Annotated in this window: 10 protein-coding genes and 1 pseudogene; 5 read left to right on the top strand and 6 right to left on the bottom strand. The window is 72.3% G+C overall.

Annotated elements, in window-relative coordinates; genetic code table 11:
- Positions 1-204: 204 nt before the first annotated feature.
- The 3 genes and pseudogenes from JK361_RS08005 to JK361_RS07995 all read left to right on the top strand — a co-directional run bounded on the left by JK361_RS08005 (position 205) and on the right by JK361_RS07995 (position 3,385).
- Positions 205-2,490, top strand: a complete 2,286-nt coding sequence (locus JK361_RS08005; protein ID WP_201814930.1) for a hypothetical protein — start codon at positions 205-207, stop codon at positions 2,488-2,490.
- Between the two features lie 48 nt (positions 2,491-2,538).
- Positions 2,539-2,683, top strand: a pseudogene (locus JK361_RS08000) (carbohydrate ABC transporter permease); the annotation flags it as partial.
- A gap of 300 nt (positions 2,684-2,983) precedes the next feature.
- Positions 2,984-3,385: a hypothetical protein gene (locus tag JK361_RS07995; RefSeq protein WP_201814929.1), complete on the top strand. Its 402-nt coding sequence runs from the start codon at positions 2,984-2,986 to the stop codon at positions 3,383-3,385.
- Positions 3,386-3,612: 227 nt separating this feature from the next.
- Here the strand turns inward: JK361_RS07995 and JK361_RS07990 are convergent, their stop codons facing one another.
- The gene (locus tag JK361_RS07990; RefSeq protein ID WP_201814928.1) at positions 3,613-4,458 is read right to left on the bottom strand and encodes an RNA polymerase sigma factor SigF; all 846 of its coding nucleotides are present in this window, start codon (positions 4,456-4,458) and stop codon (positions 3,613-3,615) included.
- A gap of 373 nt (positions 4,459-4,831) precedes the next feature.
- Here JK361_RS07990 and JK361_RS07985 point away from each other — a divergent pair, with 373 nt between their 5' ends.
- Positions 4,832-7,630: a SpoIIE family protein phosphatase gene (locus tag JK361_RS07985; RefSeq protein WP_201814927.1), complete on the top strand. Its 2,799-nt coding sequence runs from the start codon at positions 4,832-4,834 to the stop codon at positions 7,628-7,630.
- Between the two features lie 99 nt (positions 7,631-7,729).
- Here JK361_RS07985 and JK361_RS07980 read toward each other — a convergent pair whose 3' ends face one another.
- From JK361_RS07980 to JK361_RS07965, 4 genes are all read right to left on the bottom strand, one after another.
- Complete coding sequence (locus tag JK361_RS07980) at positions 7,730-9,799, bottom strand: SpoIIE family protein phosphatase (RefSeq protein WP_201814926.1); 2,070 nt, start codon at positions 9,797-9,799, stop codon at positions 7,730-7,732.
- A 246-nt stretch (positions 9,800-10,045) separates the two neighbouring features.
- Positions 10,046-11,491 (bottom strand): cellulose binding domain-containing protein, encoded by a 1,446-nt coding sequence (locus JK361_RS07975; RefSeq protein ID WP_201814925.1) that lies wholly within the window; start codon positions 11,489-11,491, stop codon positions 10,046-10,048.
- Positions 11,454-13,094 carry a beta-N-acetylhexosaminidase gene (locus tag JK361_RS07970; RefSeq protein ID WP_201814924.1) on the bottom strand — a complete coding sequence of 547 codons (1,641 nt, stop codon included), beginning with the start codon at positions 13,092-13,094 and terminating at the stop codon, positions 11,454-11,456. The genes JK361_RS07975 and JK361_RS07970 overlap by 38 nt, the downstream gene beginning before the upstream one ends.
- Before the next feature lie 24 nt (positions 13,095-13,118).
- Positions 13,119-13,283, bottom strand: a complete 165-nt coding sequence (locus tag JK361_RS07965; RefSeq protein WP_201814923.1) for a hypothetical protein — start codon at positions 13,281-13,283, stop codon at positions 13,119-13,121.
- Positions 13,284-13,470: 187 nt separating this feature from the next.
- On the opposite strand from JK361_RS07965, the gene JK361_RS07960 reads away from it, so the two are divergent.
- Positions 13,471-14,316, top strand: a complete 846-nt coding sequence (locus JK361_RS07960) for a GntR family transcriptional regulator (protein WP_201814922.1) — start codon at positions 13,471-13,473, stop codon at positions 14,314-14,316.
- A 141-nt stretch (positions 14,317-14,457) separates the two neighbouring features.
- On the opposite strand, the gene JK361_RS07955 is transcribed toward JK361_RS07960, so the two are convergent.
- Positions 14,458-15,711 (bottom strand): cytochrome P450 family protein, encoded by a 1,254-nt coding sequence (locus tag JK361_RS07955; RefSeq protein WP_201814921.1) that lies wholly within the window; start codon positions 15,709-15,711, stop codon positions 14,458-14,460.
- Positions 15,712-15,812 lie beyond the last annotated feature (101 nt).

Below are 15,812 nucleotides of genomic sequence, written 5' to 3'. Positions count from 1 at the left end.
GCCTTCTCCCTGCGGGACGGGCCGCTGGACCCGTCCGAGCCCTGGCGCCCAGGCCTGTGGCGGGGCCGACACCACCGCGGGTGATGCGGGGCGCGCCTCCGGCTTCTTCCACCGTACGACCGCGGACGCCTCGCCACGAGCCGACCAGGTCTCTCCACCCGACCCGATCACCGGATATGCATATGCCTTTGACATAATCCGCGCATGTCGCGCCGAGACACCATCCGCTACGCCTCCGACGTCGGCCTGCTCATGCTCCCGGGCGACCCGGCGAAGGACTTCGCCTCATCGTTCGCGGTCTTCGACGACTCCGTCCCCGCGCTGCGCTCGTACCTCCTGAGCCGGCTGCGGAAGGAGGCCGTCAGGCCGGCGCCCTCCAAGGCGCAGTGCGATGCCGTCATACCCGTGCGCGTCGGTCTCGTCCCCCGGCCCGACAACGACTACGACACGCGTGCCGTCTCGGTCGCCGCCCTGCCGGGACACGGCGGTTCCGTTCTCGACCGGCACATGGGCTACCTCTACAGCAGTGCGCTGCACGTCACGAGCGAGAGCATCCGCAGACTCACCGAGGAGACCGGGACCCCCGTCGGCTGTCACGGGTGGATCGAGCTGTACGACCTCGAATCCGACAGCCGCTTCCACGACGAGTACGACGAGTACGAGGAATACGGTGATGACGAGGCCGACGAGTACGACGCTGCCGAGGCCGGCGCGGATTGGGAGCCCAGCCGCGACGAGCTGGTGTCCTGGGCGAAGCAGAAGGCGTTCGGATACGCCATCGGCTCCGTACGGGTGCTGCTGCCCGAGCGGCAGACCGTGCGAGCCCTCGTCGACGCCTACCTGGCCGAGCACCAGCGGGAAGCCCAGCGGAACCCGGAGCCGGAGCCGGCTCCGGACGGTGTCGAGCGGGGCCTGCGCCGGGCGCTGGCCGAGCGGTTCGCCGTCCGGCTGCGGACCGGCCTGAGCCATCGCGCCGCCGGCGGCGGCTGGGGCCGGGAGACCGAGCGGGACCGCGCGCGGCAGCGCCGGGACGCCGAGGCACGGCCGCTCCTGGGCGCCTGGGAGACGTACCGGAACTCGGCGCACGGTTTCCGCGACCTGCGTGCCGTCACCCGGTCCGTCTTCCAGCACACCCGGATCCTGGTGCTGGACGAGTCCGGCGTGGAGGTCGGGCAGTACCACCATCCGCACGGTCCGCTCACCCTCGTGGACGAGCGGGTCCGCGCCGAGGCGCTCGACGCGCTGCGCGCGCACGGGGTGGAGGCGGACGCGCCCGAGGACCTGACGGCGCTCGGCGACTTCCCGGACGCGATGGTCGTCGTGGGCGGCGACACGTGGTCGATCCGGCTCTCGAAGCCCGGGGTGGCGCGCAAGGTCCTTGCCGAAGCCGGCTGGTTCGACCCGGACTCGGGCACGCTGACCGTGTACGCCGCGGCGTTCGCCGAACCGTTGACGGTGCTGCTGCGGCGGCACGGAGTGCGGCCGCTGCTCGTGACTCGGGGCGCGCCGCGCGAGGAGGTGGAGTGGCACAACCTCCGGGCCGCGGTCGCGCCGGCCGAGATCAGCCCGGTCAGCCGCTCCAGCCGGGTGACGGCCGCCGTGCAGCGGCTGATCCCGGAGCCCCACCGCCGCTGGCTCGCCGCGAAGCCCGACGGCGGGCGGTCGCCGGCCGCGAGCACCGGGAGCCTGCTGCCGCGGCTCGTCGACGACGCGGCGGACAACCCGTACTACCGGCGTGCCCTGGAGGGGCTCTTCGCGGCCCCCGTGAACCTGGTGGAACGCGGGCCGTGCCGGCTCTGTGGACGCCCCGCGCAGTCGGCACGCCCGGGGCTCTTCTACTGCCACGGCTGCTGCACCCTCGCGCGGGCCGGGGTACTGCGGGACACCGGCAACGACGGCCCGTGGACGGAGGCGATGGTCTACGCGCTGCGCAGGCTCGCGGAGATCGAGTTCTCCGGGCCGCCGTCGCTCGCCCAACTGGACCGCGTCTGTGTGCCGTTCGGGGATCCCGGCCTGGTCGACGAGGCGCTGCTGTGCCGCTTCCTGGTGCCGCGGCCCGGCTCCGCGCTGCTGAGCCACCGCCCGGTGCGCCCGGCCCGCACCTGGACGGAGTGGCTGGGGTACGCGGAACTGCTCACGGACGGGGTGCGGACGTCGATGGGTACGGCGACGAAGGCCACGGACGGGCACCTGTGCCGCTCCCTGTTCGAGCGGCACGTGGACGACTTCCTCCACCACTGGGGCGTGGCCCACGAGCCGGAGCCCGCCTATCCGCGCCACCCGGAACTCAACACGACGGGCCTGCGGGCGGACTGGCGGCTGGCGGACGGCACGTTCGTCGAGGCCCTGGGGCTGATGACGCAGGAGGCGTACGCGGCGAAGGTGGCACGCAAGCGGGAGCTGGCCCGCCACCACGGCCTGCGTCTCGTGACGGTCACGGCCGAGGACCTGAACCGCCTGCCGGAGGTCTTCGCGGACTGGCTGCCGTAGGACTCGTCCGGCCGGACGCGCCGGGCCCGGCCCGGCTGCGCCGCCGCATACATGGGCGCGCACGTCGGTGAGTTGGGGCTCGGTGATGGCCGCGTCCGTCCTGTCCGCGGTGCTCGCGGTGCCCGCGGTGATCCTGCTCGTCCTCGCCCAGAAGTACGTCGCCGCCGGCATCACCGGCGGTTCCGTCAAGTGACCCTCCCCACCCGCGAACGCGGCTGCTGCATCGGCCGGCACGTACCGGGTCGAGGGGAAACCGGGTTCGCCGCGCCTGTCCGGAGAACATCCGGACAGGGCTTTGACCGGTCCGGACGCCGGCGGACTGTCCGGGACACCCGCGTTCCGTTGCTCCGGCCCGCTGGTGGACAGCATGCTCCCCACCAGCCGGGAAGCACGCGCCACCCCCGGCCGCCGAAACCGACGCCGCACGGCCCGGCGCACGCGTCAGCGCAACCGCTGCCGCAGGGCCACAGCGGCAAGGAGACCAGGAGGGCACATGCGAAAGCGTCGTCTGTTCGGACTCGTTCCTGCCACCACCGCCTTGGTACTCGGGGCGGTGGTGGCGGCGACGACACCTGCCCACGCGGCGGAGAACCCCCTGTACACCACGGGTGCCAAAGCGTTCGTGCACAGCTACTACCAACGCGTCGAGGTCTGCGACACCAAGGCTGACGGCCGACGTGCCATGGCCCTGGCCACGAACCTGACCACGGGGGCCATCGTGGGCTGGGCGGAGGACAAGGACGGGGCGAACGGATGCACTGCCGGCGGTGGCCTGGGAATCGATCCGTTCTGGTCCACGCCGAGGCGCGGCGACAGGATCAGCCTGGAAGTATGGATCCAGGACGGAGCCAACGGCCGGCAGGAGAACTTCCGGTCCACTGAGTTCTCCTACTGACCGCGCCTTCACGCCGGCTCCGGCCTGGCGGCGGGATCCGGCCCGGGGTTCGGCTTCTCGCGGGTGCGCTACCAGTACGAGTGCGCTACCTGTACGAGTGCGCTACCTGTACGACGAAGGAGGCCCGCCGCGAGTGCGGCGGGCCTCGTCGCGACGGACGGCCTTCAACTCCTGTCGGCCGGCCTTCAGCTCATGCCGGGCGGCCCTCAACTCATGCCGGGCGGCCCTCAGCTCATGGTGAGCATGCCTTCACGCAGCCGGGCCAGCGTGCGCGACAGCAGCCGGGAGACGTGCATCTGGGAGACGCCGAGACGTTCGCCGATCTGGGCCTGGGTGAGTTCTTCCACGAACCGCATGTGGATGATCTGCCGGTCCCGCTCACCGAGTTCGGCGATCAGCGGTGCGAGCGCGTGGAAGTCCTCCACCAGCTCCAGGGCCGTGTCCTCGGTGCCGATGAAGTCCTGGAGGGCGGCCTCGCCGTCCTCGCTGCTGCCGATCGTGGCGTCCAGGGAGGCGGAGTTGTAGCCGTTGGCGGCCAGCCGGGCCTCGCGGACCTCCTCCTCCGGCAGGCTCATCAGCTCCGACAGTTCCCGATCCGTCGGGTTGCGGCCCAGGCGGCTGCGGAGTTCCTCCGTGGCACGGGCGAGCTGGACCCGAGCCTCCTGTAGACGGCGCGGCACGTGCACGGCCCAGGTCGTGTCACGGAAGAACCGTTTGATCTCGCCGACGATGTAGGGGATGGCGAAGGAGGTGAACTCCGTCTCCCGCGACAGCTCGAACCGGTCGATGGCCTTGATGAGGCCGATCATGCCGACCTGGACGATGTCCTCCATCTCCTCCGGGCCGCGGCTGCGGAACCGGCCGGCCGCGAAGCGGACGAGGGACATGTTCATCTCGATCAGCGTGTTACGGGCGTAGCTGTACTCGGCCGTGCCCTCCTCCAGCACCGCGAGTTGCTCGAAGAACACCCGGGACAACTCCCGCGCGTCCTGAGGTGCCACCTGGGAGGGGTCCGCCACTTCCGGCAGCTCGTTCGTCTGCGTAAGCGTTGCCGGCGTGCTCATGAGCGCCATGAGGCTTCCCCTCCCGAGTTCGGTCCAATTGCCACTGCCCGCCGCGGAACGGCCGACAAGGCGGCGGTTACCCCGTCGTTATGATCCCATGCATGTTCACCCCCGAACGGGTTCCGGTTTTTTGAGCCGGTCCAGCACTTCGCCCTCGGCCGCGGTCCGCACCTCGGCGGGCCGACCGGACCGGGTGCACCTGGGCATCCCGGGTATGGAGGCGCAGGCCCGTGCGCCGTCCCGTCGTGGGACGGCGGCCGGCATGATCACCCCCGCCGATGAGGACTCCTCCGCCGGGCGATGAGGAGGGTCGTCGTCCGGTGATTCAGGCCGGGGGGTGTGATTCGCGTCGGGCGACCCGTAGCGGTGTTATCAAGGGTGTATGGAGGTATTTTCCGGGCGGCCTCGGTCCCCGGAACGTCGTCCGCTCACCGGGCGCTCGCGGCGACACCCGGCTGGCCTGCTGGAGCTGCGCAGCACGGCCGGACAGGTGTTGCTTCTCCAGGTCACCATCGTGTTCCTGCTGGTGGTGGCCGCGGTGGTGGCCATGGTGTTCCAGACGGCGCAGGACGCCCTGGAGCAGGGGCGTCGTGAGTCGGTGGTCGCGGCACAGTCCTTCGCGAGTGCCCCCGGCACGGCCGCGGCGCTGCGCAGCCGTGATCCGACGGCGCTTCTCCAGCCGCGTGCCGAGGCGGCACGGAAACGGACGGACCTGGACTTCGTCGTCGTCATGAACACACAGGGGATCCGCTACACGTACCCCTATCCGCGCGAGATCGGGAAGAAGTTCGTCGGCACCATCGCCCCGGCGTTGCACGGCCGTACCGTCATCGAGCACGCCGGCGGGCCACCCCTTCCCACGGGCAGGGGGACAGCCGTGCAGGCGGTGGTCCCGGTGACCGATGCTCACGGCACGGTGGTCGGCCTGGTCTCCGCCGGGATCACGGTCAAGAACGTGGCCGCCCTGTGGCTGCCGGAGCTGCCGATCATCCTGGGCAGCGGAGCCGCCGCGCTGGCGCTGTCCGTAGCGGGAACGGCGATGGTGGCGCGGCGGCTGCGGCGGCAGACCCGCGGCCTGGCTCCGGCCGAGCTGGCGCAGCTGTACGAGCACCACGACGCGGTCCTGCACGCGGTGCGGGAAGGAGTGCTGATCACCGGCGCCGACGGGCGGCTGCTGCTGGCCAACGACGAGGCGACGCGGCTGCTCGGACTGCCGGCGGACGTGCGGGGACGCCAGGTGCGGGAGCTGGGACTGCCGGAGCCGATCACGCGTCTGCTGTCGTCGCCGGAGGCGGTCACCGACGAGGTCCATGTCGCCGGCGACCGGGTGCTGCTGGTGAACAAGCGGCTGGCGTACCCGCAGGGCGACCGGGGAGGCATCGTGGTGACCCTGCGGGACACCACGGAGCTGGCGGCGGTCTCGGGGCGGGCCGAGGTGGCGCGGGAGCGGCTGAAGCAGCTGTACGAGGCCGGGGTGCGGATCGGCACGACGCTGGACGTGGAGCGGACGGCCCAGGAGCTGGCCGACGTCGCGGCTCCTCGGTTGGCCGACCTGGTGACGGTGGACCTGCTCGACGCGGTACTGCGCGGCTGGGAGCCGACGCCGGAGGGCTGGCGGCGGCTGCGCCGGGCGGCGATCGGCGGCGATCAGCAGGTGGTGCCGGTGTATCCGATCGGCGAGGTGATCACGTACTCGGCCCGGACCCCGCAGCTGCGCACGCTCCGGGAGGGGCGGATCGTGTCGGAGGCGGACCTGCGGCAGGCGCTCGGCTGGTGGGAACAGGATCCGGAACGTGCCGAGAAGGCCCTGGAGGGTGGGTTGCAGTCGCTGGTGGCCGTGCCGCTGCGGGCGCGGGGCGTGCCGCTGGGCGTGGTGAACTTCTACCGGATGGCCAACTCCCCGGCGTTCGAGCCCGAAGACCTCAGTTTCGCGGAGGAGCTGGCCGCGCGGGCGGCGGTGGCCATCGACAACGCCCGCCGGTTCACCCGCGAGCACGCCATGGCGGTGACGCTGCAACGCAACCTGCTGCCGCGGGGGCAGCCGGATCAGGACGCGCTGGAGGTGGCCTGGCGGTATCTGCCCGCGGAGGCGGGGGTGGGCGGGGACTGGTTCGACGTCATCCCGCTGCCGGGCGTCCGGGTGGCCCTGGTGATGGGGGACGTCGTCGGCCACGGGCTGCACGCGGCGGCGACGATGGGCCGGCTGCGCACCGCGGTGCACAACTTCGCCACCCTGGACCTGCCCGTGGACGAGGTGCTCGGGAACCTGGACGACCTCGTCGTCCGCATGGATGACGAGGAGGACACGGGTGATGCCGCGCCGGGCCAGGAGGGCACGGGCATGACCGGGGCGACCTGCCTCTACGCGGTCTACGACCCGGTGTCGGGGGTCTTCACGATGGCCCGCGCGGGACACCCGGAGCCGGTGGTGGTGCACCCGGACGGGACGGTCGTCTGTTCCGGCGTGCCGGCTTCGACACCGCTCGGTCTGGGCGGCTATCCGTTCGAGACCGCCGAGCTGTCCCTTCCCGAGGGCTCGCAGATCGTGCTCTACACCAATGGCCTCCTCCAGGACCGCAGCCAGGACGCCGACCTCGGGATGGAGAGGCTTATCGCGGCGCTGGACGGATCCGGGGAGCGCACTCCGGAGGAGACGTGTCAGGCGGTGATCGACGCGCTGAAGCCGTCGCACGCCGACGACGACATCGCGCTGCTGGCGGCACGTACCCGGAGGTTCCCGCCCGAGCGCGTGGCGGAGTGGGACGTGCCGTCGGACCCGGCGGTGGTTCCCTCGGTGCGGGCCCAGGGCAGGACCCGGTTGCGGGAGTGGGGGCTGGAGGAGATCGGGTTCGCCACGGAGCTGATCCTGAGCGAACTGGTCACGAACGCGATCCGGTACGGCTCACCGCCGGTCAGACTGCGGCTGCTGTACGGACGCTGTCTGATCTGCGAGGTGTCCGACGGCAGCGGCACCTCGCCGCGCTTGCGGCGGGCGGCCACCACGGACGAGGGTGGACGGGGCCTGTTCCTGGTGGCGCAGTTCGCCCAGCGGTGGGGGACGCGGTACACGCCACGCGGCAAGGTCATCTGGGCGGAACAGCTCCTCGGCGACGGGTCTCCGGCCACGAGCCACGCACCGGTCGACTTCCTCCTCGACCAGTTCGATGATCTCGACACGTGAGCCCGCGCGGCCCACGCGACCCGCGCACGTCGCGGACGGGCGGCGCGGCGGCGGGGGTGGCCGCGAAGACCTGCCGGCATCGTGCCCGCCGGGTGCCGGTCAGGGCTGGGCACGGGCCAGGAGGAGGGCGACGTCGTCGCCGGCAGGGGGCCGGAGAGTGTCCAGCACCCTGTCGCACGTCTCCCCCAGATCTGGGCCGTGCGCGTCGCTCAGGGCTTCGCAGAGGAGGCCGAGGCGGGCGTCGATGGGGTCCTCACGCGTCTCGACCAGCCCGTCGGTGTACAGCGCGAGCAGATCGCCGGGGCGGAAGGGGAAGGCCGTCGTCCCGAAGGCCCATCCGCCGACGCCCAGCGGCACGCCGGAGGGGACGTCCAGCAGCCCGGCCGGCCGGCCGGACCGGACGAGGGCCGGCGGCAGATGACCGGCCACGCTGACACGGCACTCGCCCCGCTCGGGGTCGTACCGGCAGTAGGCGCAGGTGGCGATGGTGTGCTCGACGTCCTCGGTCAGCCGGTCGAGGTGGTGGAGGGCCTCGGCCGGATCGAGGTCCAGTTGGGCGAAGGCGCGGGTGGCGCTGCGCAACTGGCCCATGCTCGCGGCGGCGTTGATGCCGCTGCCCATCACGTCCCCGACGACCAGAGCGGTCTTGTCGCCCGGCAGGCGCATGGCGTCGAACCAGTCTCCGCCGATCCCGGTGACGGCTCCGGCCGGCAGATAGCGGCAGGCGATCCGCAGTCCGGGCAGGCGGGACGGCAGCTCGGGGAGCAGGCGGCGCTGGAGGGTGAGGGCGGTGTCGCGCACGCTCTGGTACCAGCGGGCGTTGTCGATGCAGGTCGCGGCGCGTGCCGCCAGTTCGCAGGCGAGGAGCGAATCGTCCTCGTCGAACGCCGCGGGTGTGCCGGCGCGCTCCAGGCTGAGCGCGCCGAGGATCTCACCGCGGGCCAGGAGCGGCACCGCGAGGTAGGAGTGCACACCGGCCGTTTCCAGCAGGGAGGCGGCCTCGCTGGTGCGGGCGATGTGCCGCAGGTCCCCGCGGGTGGTCTCGGCCACCAGCACCGGTCGGCGGGTGCGTACGCACTGCGTGAGGAGACGGTCGCTGTCGTAGGCGGCGAGTCCTCCGGGCGGGTCGGCCGCCGCCTGTGCCGCTGCGCAGGCGGGTGCCGCCGCGACGGCGGCGACGCGGAAGCGGGCGGGGCCGGTGTCCGAGGGGGTGCGCCCGCACAGCACGCTGTCGAGCACGTGGACCGCGGCCACGTCGGCCAGGTCGGGTACGACGACACCGGCCAGCTCGTGTGCCGTCCGCTCCACGTCGAGGGTCGTACCGATGGACGCGGAGGCGTGGGCTATCAGGGCCAGGCGGTTCCGGGCGCGTGTCGTCGCCAGGGAGGCCTCGTGGCGTTCGGTGATGTCGATGACGGACGTGGCCAGACCGATCACCCGGCCGAGGGCGTCCTCCAGCCGGTGGTACGACACCGACCAGGCGTGCTCGCGGTGCGGATCGGCCGCCGTACGGGCGACCACGTACCGGTCGGACACCGGCTGTCCGGACTCCAGGACCTGGCGCAGACGGCCCTCGACGGCCTCGGTGTCCAGGAAGGTCAGGACGTCGCGCACGCGCCGGCCCAGATGTTCGGCGGCGGGGATGCCGTGGATGCGTTCAAGTGCGGGGTTCACCGTCACGTAGCGCAGGTCCGGATCCAGGATGGCCAGGCCGATCGGCGACTGGGACACCAGCCGGGCCGACAGGGCCACGCCCCGCTCGACCCGGGCCACCGTCGCCTGGTCCACGGCCAGGCCCAGGGCGTAGGTGTCTCCCAGATCGTCCAGCAGCCGCATGTTGCGGAACTCCACCAGCCGGGTGCTGCCGTCCTTGTGCCGGACCGGAAACGCCCCGGCCCAGTCGGTGCCGGACTCCATGACCTCGCCGAACAGCGAGATCACCTCGTCCCAGTGCTCCTGGTGCACCAGCAGCTGCGCCGCGAACCGGCCCAGCGCCTCCTGCGCGCTGTACCCGAACAACTCCTCCGCCTGCGGGCTCCAGAACACCACGCGTCCGTGTGCGTCCAGCACGACCGCGGCGACGCTCAGCAGATCGAGCAGGCCGGTGGGCGACGAGTCGGCACCGGGCCGGTCCGGGGCGCCGGGTTGCGCGGGGCCCGTTCTGCCCATAGGTCGTTCTCCTCTCCCACTCGGTGGGAGCGCGCGCCGCAGCGGCGTATCGCCTTCTTCTCATGGTCACCGCCCCGGAGGCGGTGTGCCTCCCAGCGGGCCGGACCGGACGCGGCGGCCCGGTCGACCGCCGCGCAGGGGCCCGGCTCCTCTCCCCCGGGCCGGGGGCGTGACCGGGCCGGGGGCGTGCGGGACCGGGAGGGCCCCGGCACGCGAGGTGCCGGGGTCCTCGGGTCGGCGGCCGGGTCAGGCCGTCGGCACGGTGTCCTCGAACGTGGTGCCCGCCGACCGGTAGGCGGCTACCTTGGCCGCCACCATCGCCGGGGTCAGCACCTGGTCCTTGACGTGCAGGATGTAGTCGACCTGTTCGTCGTAGGCCCGCGGGCCGGTGCCGGTCTGGCCCGCGAGGTCGATGAGCCACTGGTTGAAGTTGATCGACATGGGCCGCTCCGGCAGGTAGGCGGCGTCGTGCGTGCCGAAGAGCCGGCCGTCGACGTAGTAGCGGATCGTGCTGTTGTCGATGGTGAGGACGAGGTCGTGCCAGCCCGCGTAGCTCTGCCGGCCCTCCGTGTGCTGGTTGACCGCCTGCCACGGATCGGGGTTGTAGGTCTCCCAGGACGTCGTGTACAGGATGTTCGACGGCTCGCCCCAGCCACCGTTGGGCAGGTACTCGAAGTCGTACTCCGAGTAGTCGTCGGCCATCGGTGCCTTGAGGTCGTTGATGGTGAAGAAGGTCTGCACCAGGTGGTCGCCGTCCGGCCCGCTCGTGGGCGCGTCGCTGAACTTGATCCGCGTCGCGTAGGTGCCGTTCTTGAACTTCGTTGCTTTGGTGAGGACCTCGGTCTGCTTGGTGCTCTCGCCGGTGCCGGAGGTCGACGTCTCGAGGTTCATGACCGAGTTCCCGCCGGAGGAGGGGAACGTCACGTTCTCCGGTGCCCAGGTGGCGCCCGCCACGCCGGGACCGCCGGGGTTGGAGCGCACGCTCCACCCGTTGGCCGAGATCCTCGGGTCGTTGTGTCCCGTGTAGTCGAAGTCGTCGAAGAGGGTGGCTCCTTCGGCGGGCGGGTCGGTCGGATCAGTGGGATCCGTCGGGTCGGTCGGGTCGTTGCCCTCGGGCGCGCTGCCCCAGACCACGGCGCCGTCGAGCTGCGCGGTGACCTTGGACCAGTTCGCGTACGAGTTCTGCGCCGCGCCGAAGGAGTAGTCGTCGGCCTGGTTCAGCGGCTGCCAGTCCGAGCGGTGGAAGCGCAGTTGCAGGTCGCCCGAGTCGGCGCCCGGGGCGAGCGATCCGGCGCCGGGGGTGAAGCCGATCTCCAGGTAGCGGTCGGCGGTCGGCGTGGGGTGCGCCAGAGTCCCGAACGTGCCGGTGACGTTGCCGCAGCCCTTGACCGCCCACGAGCAGGCGAAGCGGTAGGTGGCGCTCGCGGTGTCGGACTTGAAGTAGTAGCGCACCTTGACGCCGCTGAGCGCGACACCGGCGGCGCCGCTGTTCTTCACCTTCAGCCAGGGCTCGGCCTGGTCGCTGCCGGTCGACCCGGTGTGGTACTGCACGGTCAGGTCGCCCTGGGCCGCGTCGGCGGTCGCCGGTGACGCGGCGAGGCCCGCGCAGCCGAGCACGGCGGCGATCGCGAAGGTCAGCGATTTCCTCGTGGTGCTACCGCGGGTGGGCCGGGGCTTGGTCGTCCTGTTCATGACTGTTCCCTTCCGAAGCGGTGGGGATTCGGACGTGCGGGTCGAGGACATGCGGGTCGAGGACGTGCGGGTCGGGGACGTGCGGGTCGAGCGGCCCGTGCCGTACGCCGAGGGTGGCCAGCCGGGCGGCGTGTGCTCGGAGGCGGGCCCGGAAGCCGGGCCAGGACGGGGTGCCGTGCCAGGCACGGTCGGCGAGTGCGCACAGACGGGGGAAGGTCAGGTAGTCGACGTTTCCGGGCGTCGGGGCGAACTCGGTCCACAACGCGGCCTGGAGACCGAGGAGCCGGCCGGGGGTGTCGGTGTCGTCGGGCGGAGTGTGGCCGTGGACGGCGCGCAGGTCGACCACGGCACCGGGCTGGGCCTGTGGTTCGGCCGGCCCGGACGACTGGGCGTAGTCGAGATAGGCCGAGCGGTGCTGGGCGCTGATCACGGCGTGGCCCCGCTTCAGCGCGATCCGCGTGTGTTCGGGGTCGCGCCAGGTCATGACCGCGCATTCGGGCGGCAGCCCCTCGCCGTTCTCCGCCCAGGCGGTGGGAACGCGACCACGTTCGGTGAGGTAGGCGCCGATCCGGCCCAGGAACCAGCCGTGCAGCGCGTCGGTGTCCGGCAGACCCTCGGCGGCGGCCCGGGCCCGTGCCGCGTCGCTCACCGCCCACTCCGTGGTCGGGCACTCGTCGCCGCCGATGTGCACGTGCCGGGAGGGGAAGACGTCGAGGACCTCGTCCAGCACGGTGCGGCAGAAGTCCAGCACCGGCTCGTGGACGCCGAGGACGGTCTCGCACACCCCCCACCGCGTCCACACGTCCAGCCGCCGCCCGGGCACATTGCCCAGCTCCGGGTAGGCGGCGAGTGCGGCCCGGGTGTGTCCGGGCATGTCTATCTCGGGTACGACGGTGACGCCGCGCGCCGCCGCATAGGCCACCAGACCGGTCAACTCCTCCTTGCTGTAGGCCCCTTCGTGCGGAATGCCATCGAAGCGGCGGCTGCCGGCGGGGCCCACCATCGACTCGGCCCGCCGTCCGCCCACCTCCGTCAGCCGTGGGAACGCCGTGACCGGCATCCGCCAGCCCTGGTCGTCGGTGAGGTGCAGGTGGAGCACGTTCAGCTTGTGCAGGGCCAGCAGATCGACGTACCGGCGCAGGAACGACACCGGCTGGAAATGCCGGGCCACGTCCAGCAGGAGGCCGCGCCAGGGGTGGCGCGGCTCATCGGTGATCTCCAGGCAGGGCAGCCGCCACGGCCCCGGCTGCGGCGTACCCGCGAGGGCGGCGGCGGGCAGGAGTTGGCGCAAGGTCTGGATGCCGTTCAGCAGCCCGGGCAGTCCGGTGGCCCGCAGCAGCACGGACTCCGGGGCGACCGTCAGCCGGTACCCCTCCTCGCCCGTTGCATCCGGTTGCGGGTCGAGCGCGAACACGACGGGGCCATTGGCGGACAGGGGCAGTGGCAGCCCGGTAGCGGGCGACAGGAGCGTGCGGAGCAGGGCCGCAGCGGGTTCGGCGCCGGGTGTTGCCCGGATGGTGGTCTCCGTGTGCAGGGTGAAGTGGCCCGAGTGGGGGGTGAGATGGGTGGGTGCGGGGACGAGCGGGGCGTGGTTCGTCGGCACGGGTGCCTCCAGACGGGGAGCAGGTCAGCCCTTGACGGCGCCGCCCGCGAAGCGGGACGTGACGTGCCGCGCGAGCGCCTGGGAGACCGGGAGGGCGGGCGCGAGGGACGGAAGGCCGAAGGGGCGGAAGGCGCCGAGCCGGGTGACCGCGACGAGCGCGGGCGGGCCGGCGAGTAAGCGGAATGTCACTGTTCACCTCTGGAGCGCCGGACCTGACCAGTGGTTCGACTGGTCAGGTGACCTCTGGTGGTGGAGAAAGCTGGCATAGACCACTACACACGTCAACCCCCTTGGAAACACGGGACGGTTGTCGATCAGGACCGGGCCATGGTCAACTGGACAGGCAACTGGTCAGACGGCGCGAGGGGGGCGGAAGGTGAACGCCGACGCGAACGGGAACGCGCCGGGGGTGGTGCTCAAACGCGAGCGCGTGCGCGACCACATCCTCGAACTCATCGAGACCCAGCGCCCCGGCGACCCCATCCCTTCCGAGCGCACGCTCTGCGCACACCTGGGCGTCTCCCGGCCCACACTGCGCGCCGCCGTCGACGAACTCGTCGCCGCGGGACTTCTCGTCCGCAAACACGGGCGCGGTATGTTCGTCGCACCGGAGAAGATCACGCAGGAACTCGTGTCCCAGGAGAACGCGTTGGCCGTCGCCCGGGCCGCGGGCGCCTGGTCCAGCCGGCTGCTGGAGTTCACCACCATCCAGGCCGGGGCCCGCGTCGGCCGCAAGCTGCGCCTCTCCCCGGCCGCAAAGATCGTCTACGTGGCCCGGCTGCGCCTCGTCGACGGCGCGCCCATGGCCATCGAGCACCTGCACATCCGTGCGGACCTCGTTCCCGGGCTGAGCGCAGAGGAGTTGGAGAGCGGCGACCTGTACGAGCATCTGCGTGAGCATCACGGCGTGCACGTCCGCGAAGCCGTCCAGGCGATCGAGCCGACCGTCGTCACCCGCTCCGAGGCCGAGCTTCTCGATGTGCCCGAGCTGTCCCCGGCCCTGCTGTTCGAACGGCTCACCTCGGACACGGCCGGGCGGCCCGTCGAGTATGTCCACTCGCTCTACCGAGGGGACCGCTATCGCATCGTCTCCCACCTCACACTCGGCCCGACCGCGGCCACCCCCGCTCCCCCGCCGGGACATCACCCCGGCATCCCGCCCGGTGACTTCTCTCACCGCGACACCGTCGACTCCTCCACCAGGGGCGACGTGCAGGGCTGAGTGAGTGTTCCGGAGCTCCGGCGCCGCGACGCCCGGCCCCGGGGCGGGACACCCGGTGCGCTGGGCCGGCCGGGCACGGAACCGTACCGCCCGCCGCGGGCCGGCAGGGGGCGGCGGGCAGGGCGCGGCGGGCGGCGGGCTTCAGCTCCGGACGAGGCGGACCGGGAGCGCTTCGACGCTGTTGCCGATGAAGCTGCGCTGGCGGGGCAGTTCGCCTTCGGGGACGGCGAGGTCGAGGTCCGGGAAGCGGGTGAAGAGCCGTTCCAGGGCGATGGTGGCCTCCAGCCGGGCGAGCGGGGCGCCCACGCAGTAGTGCGCGCCCTGACCGAAGGAGAGGTGCCGGGCCGCGCCGGGCCGGGTGACGTCGAAGCGGTCGGCGTCCGGGCCGTGGAAGGCCTCGTCGCGCCCGGCCGCGGTGTAGCCGGCGAGGACCGGGGTGCCCCGCGGGATCACGCTTCCGCCGAGGGACAGGTCGCGGGTGGGGTAGCGGAAGGGGAACCAGCTGACCGGGCCGTCCCAGCGCAGCGTCTCGTCCACCACGTCCGACCAGGTGGCCTTGCCCTCCAGGACCAGCGCCAGCTGGTCGCGGTGGGTGCACAGGGCCCGTACGGCATTGCTGATCAGGTTCAGGTTGGTCTCGTGGCCGGCGACCAGCATCAGGCGCATGGTACCGATGAGTTCGGCCTCGCTGAGCCGGTCGCCGTCGTCCTCGCGGGCGGCTATCAGGGCGCTGGTCAGGTCGTCGCCCGGGGCGGTCCGGCGGGCCGCGGCGATCGTGCCGAGCAGCTCGACGAGTTCGCGTACGGCGGCCATGACCTCCGCCGGTGTGGTGTCGGTGGCGATGACCACCGTGTAGGTGAGGTCGTGCAGCCGGCCGCGGTGTTCGGGGTCCACTCCGAGCAGCTCGCAGATGACGCTCATCGGGAGCGGGAGCGCGAAGTGGGTGCGCAGGTCCGCGATGCCGTCCGGGTCCTCGGCGGCGGCCCGGCCGAGGTCGTCGAGGAGGCCGGTGGTCAGCTCCTCGATACGCGGCCGCAGCCGCTCCACCTGGCGGGCGGTGAAGGCGTTGCCGACGAGGGAGCGCAGCCGGCGGTGGTCGGCACCGTCGGCGGTGTGCATGCCCTGCGCGTTGGCGAAGACCCGCAGCGGCCAGTCCGCGGGGATCGTGCCGTCGTTCAGGGCCGGGCAGTGGCGGGCGTCCTTGGCCACGTCGGGGTGGGAAAGGAACTCCTTCAGCTCCTCGTGCCCCAGGACCACCGCCGCGGGTACCCCGCCGGGCAGGACGATGTCCGCGACGGGCCCCCGGCCGCGCAGCTCGGCGTTCAGGGCGTGCGGGCAGCCGCCGACGGAGTCGACGACGTGGGCGGGCGCGGAAGCGGGGATGTGCGAGGACAAGCCGGGACTCCTGACCGTTTGAACGAATACCGGGCAACAGTGCGGTCTCGCAGGCGGATTGCACAAGTCCGCCCCGCCGTCCGCCGTCTCGGTCACGGCCC

The organism is Streptomyces musisoli (genome assembly GCF_016741855.1).
Taxonomy (GTDB): domain Bacteria; phylum Actinomycetota; class Actinomycetes; order Streptomycetales; family Streptomycetaceae; genus Streptomyces; species Streptomyces musisoli.
Note: the sequence above shows the minus strand (reverse complement) of the source record. Positions and strands in the feature narration are given on the sequence as shown.

Excerpts from the sequence above, each read along its gene's own strand:
- JK361_RS08005 (WP_201814930.1), top strand. The coding sequence starts at position 205 with ATGTCGCGCCGAGACACCATCCGCTACGCCTCCGACGTCGGCCTGCTC.
- JK361_RS07995 (WP_201814929.1), top strand. The coding sequence starts at position 2,984 with ATGCGAAAGCGTCGTCTGTTCGGACTCGTTCCTGCCACCACCGCCTTG.
- JK361_RS07990 (WP_201814928.1), bottom strand. The coding sequence starts at position 4,458 with ATGGCGCTCATGAGCACGCCGGCAACGCTTACGCAGACGAACGAGCTG.
- JK361_RS07980 (WP_201814926.1), bottom strand. The coding sequence starts at position 9,799 with ATGGGCAGAACGGGCCCCGCGCAACCCGGCGCCCCGGACCGGCCCGGT.
- JK361_RS07985 (WP_201814927.1), top strand. The coding sequence starts at position 4,832 with ATGGAGGTATTTTCCGGGCGGCCTCGGTCCCCGGAACGTCGTCCGCTC.
- JK361_RS07975 (WP_201814925.1), bottom strand. The coding sequence starts at position 11,491 with ATGAACAGGACGACCAAGCCCCGGCCCACCCGCGGTAGCACCACGAGG.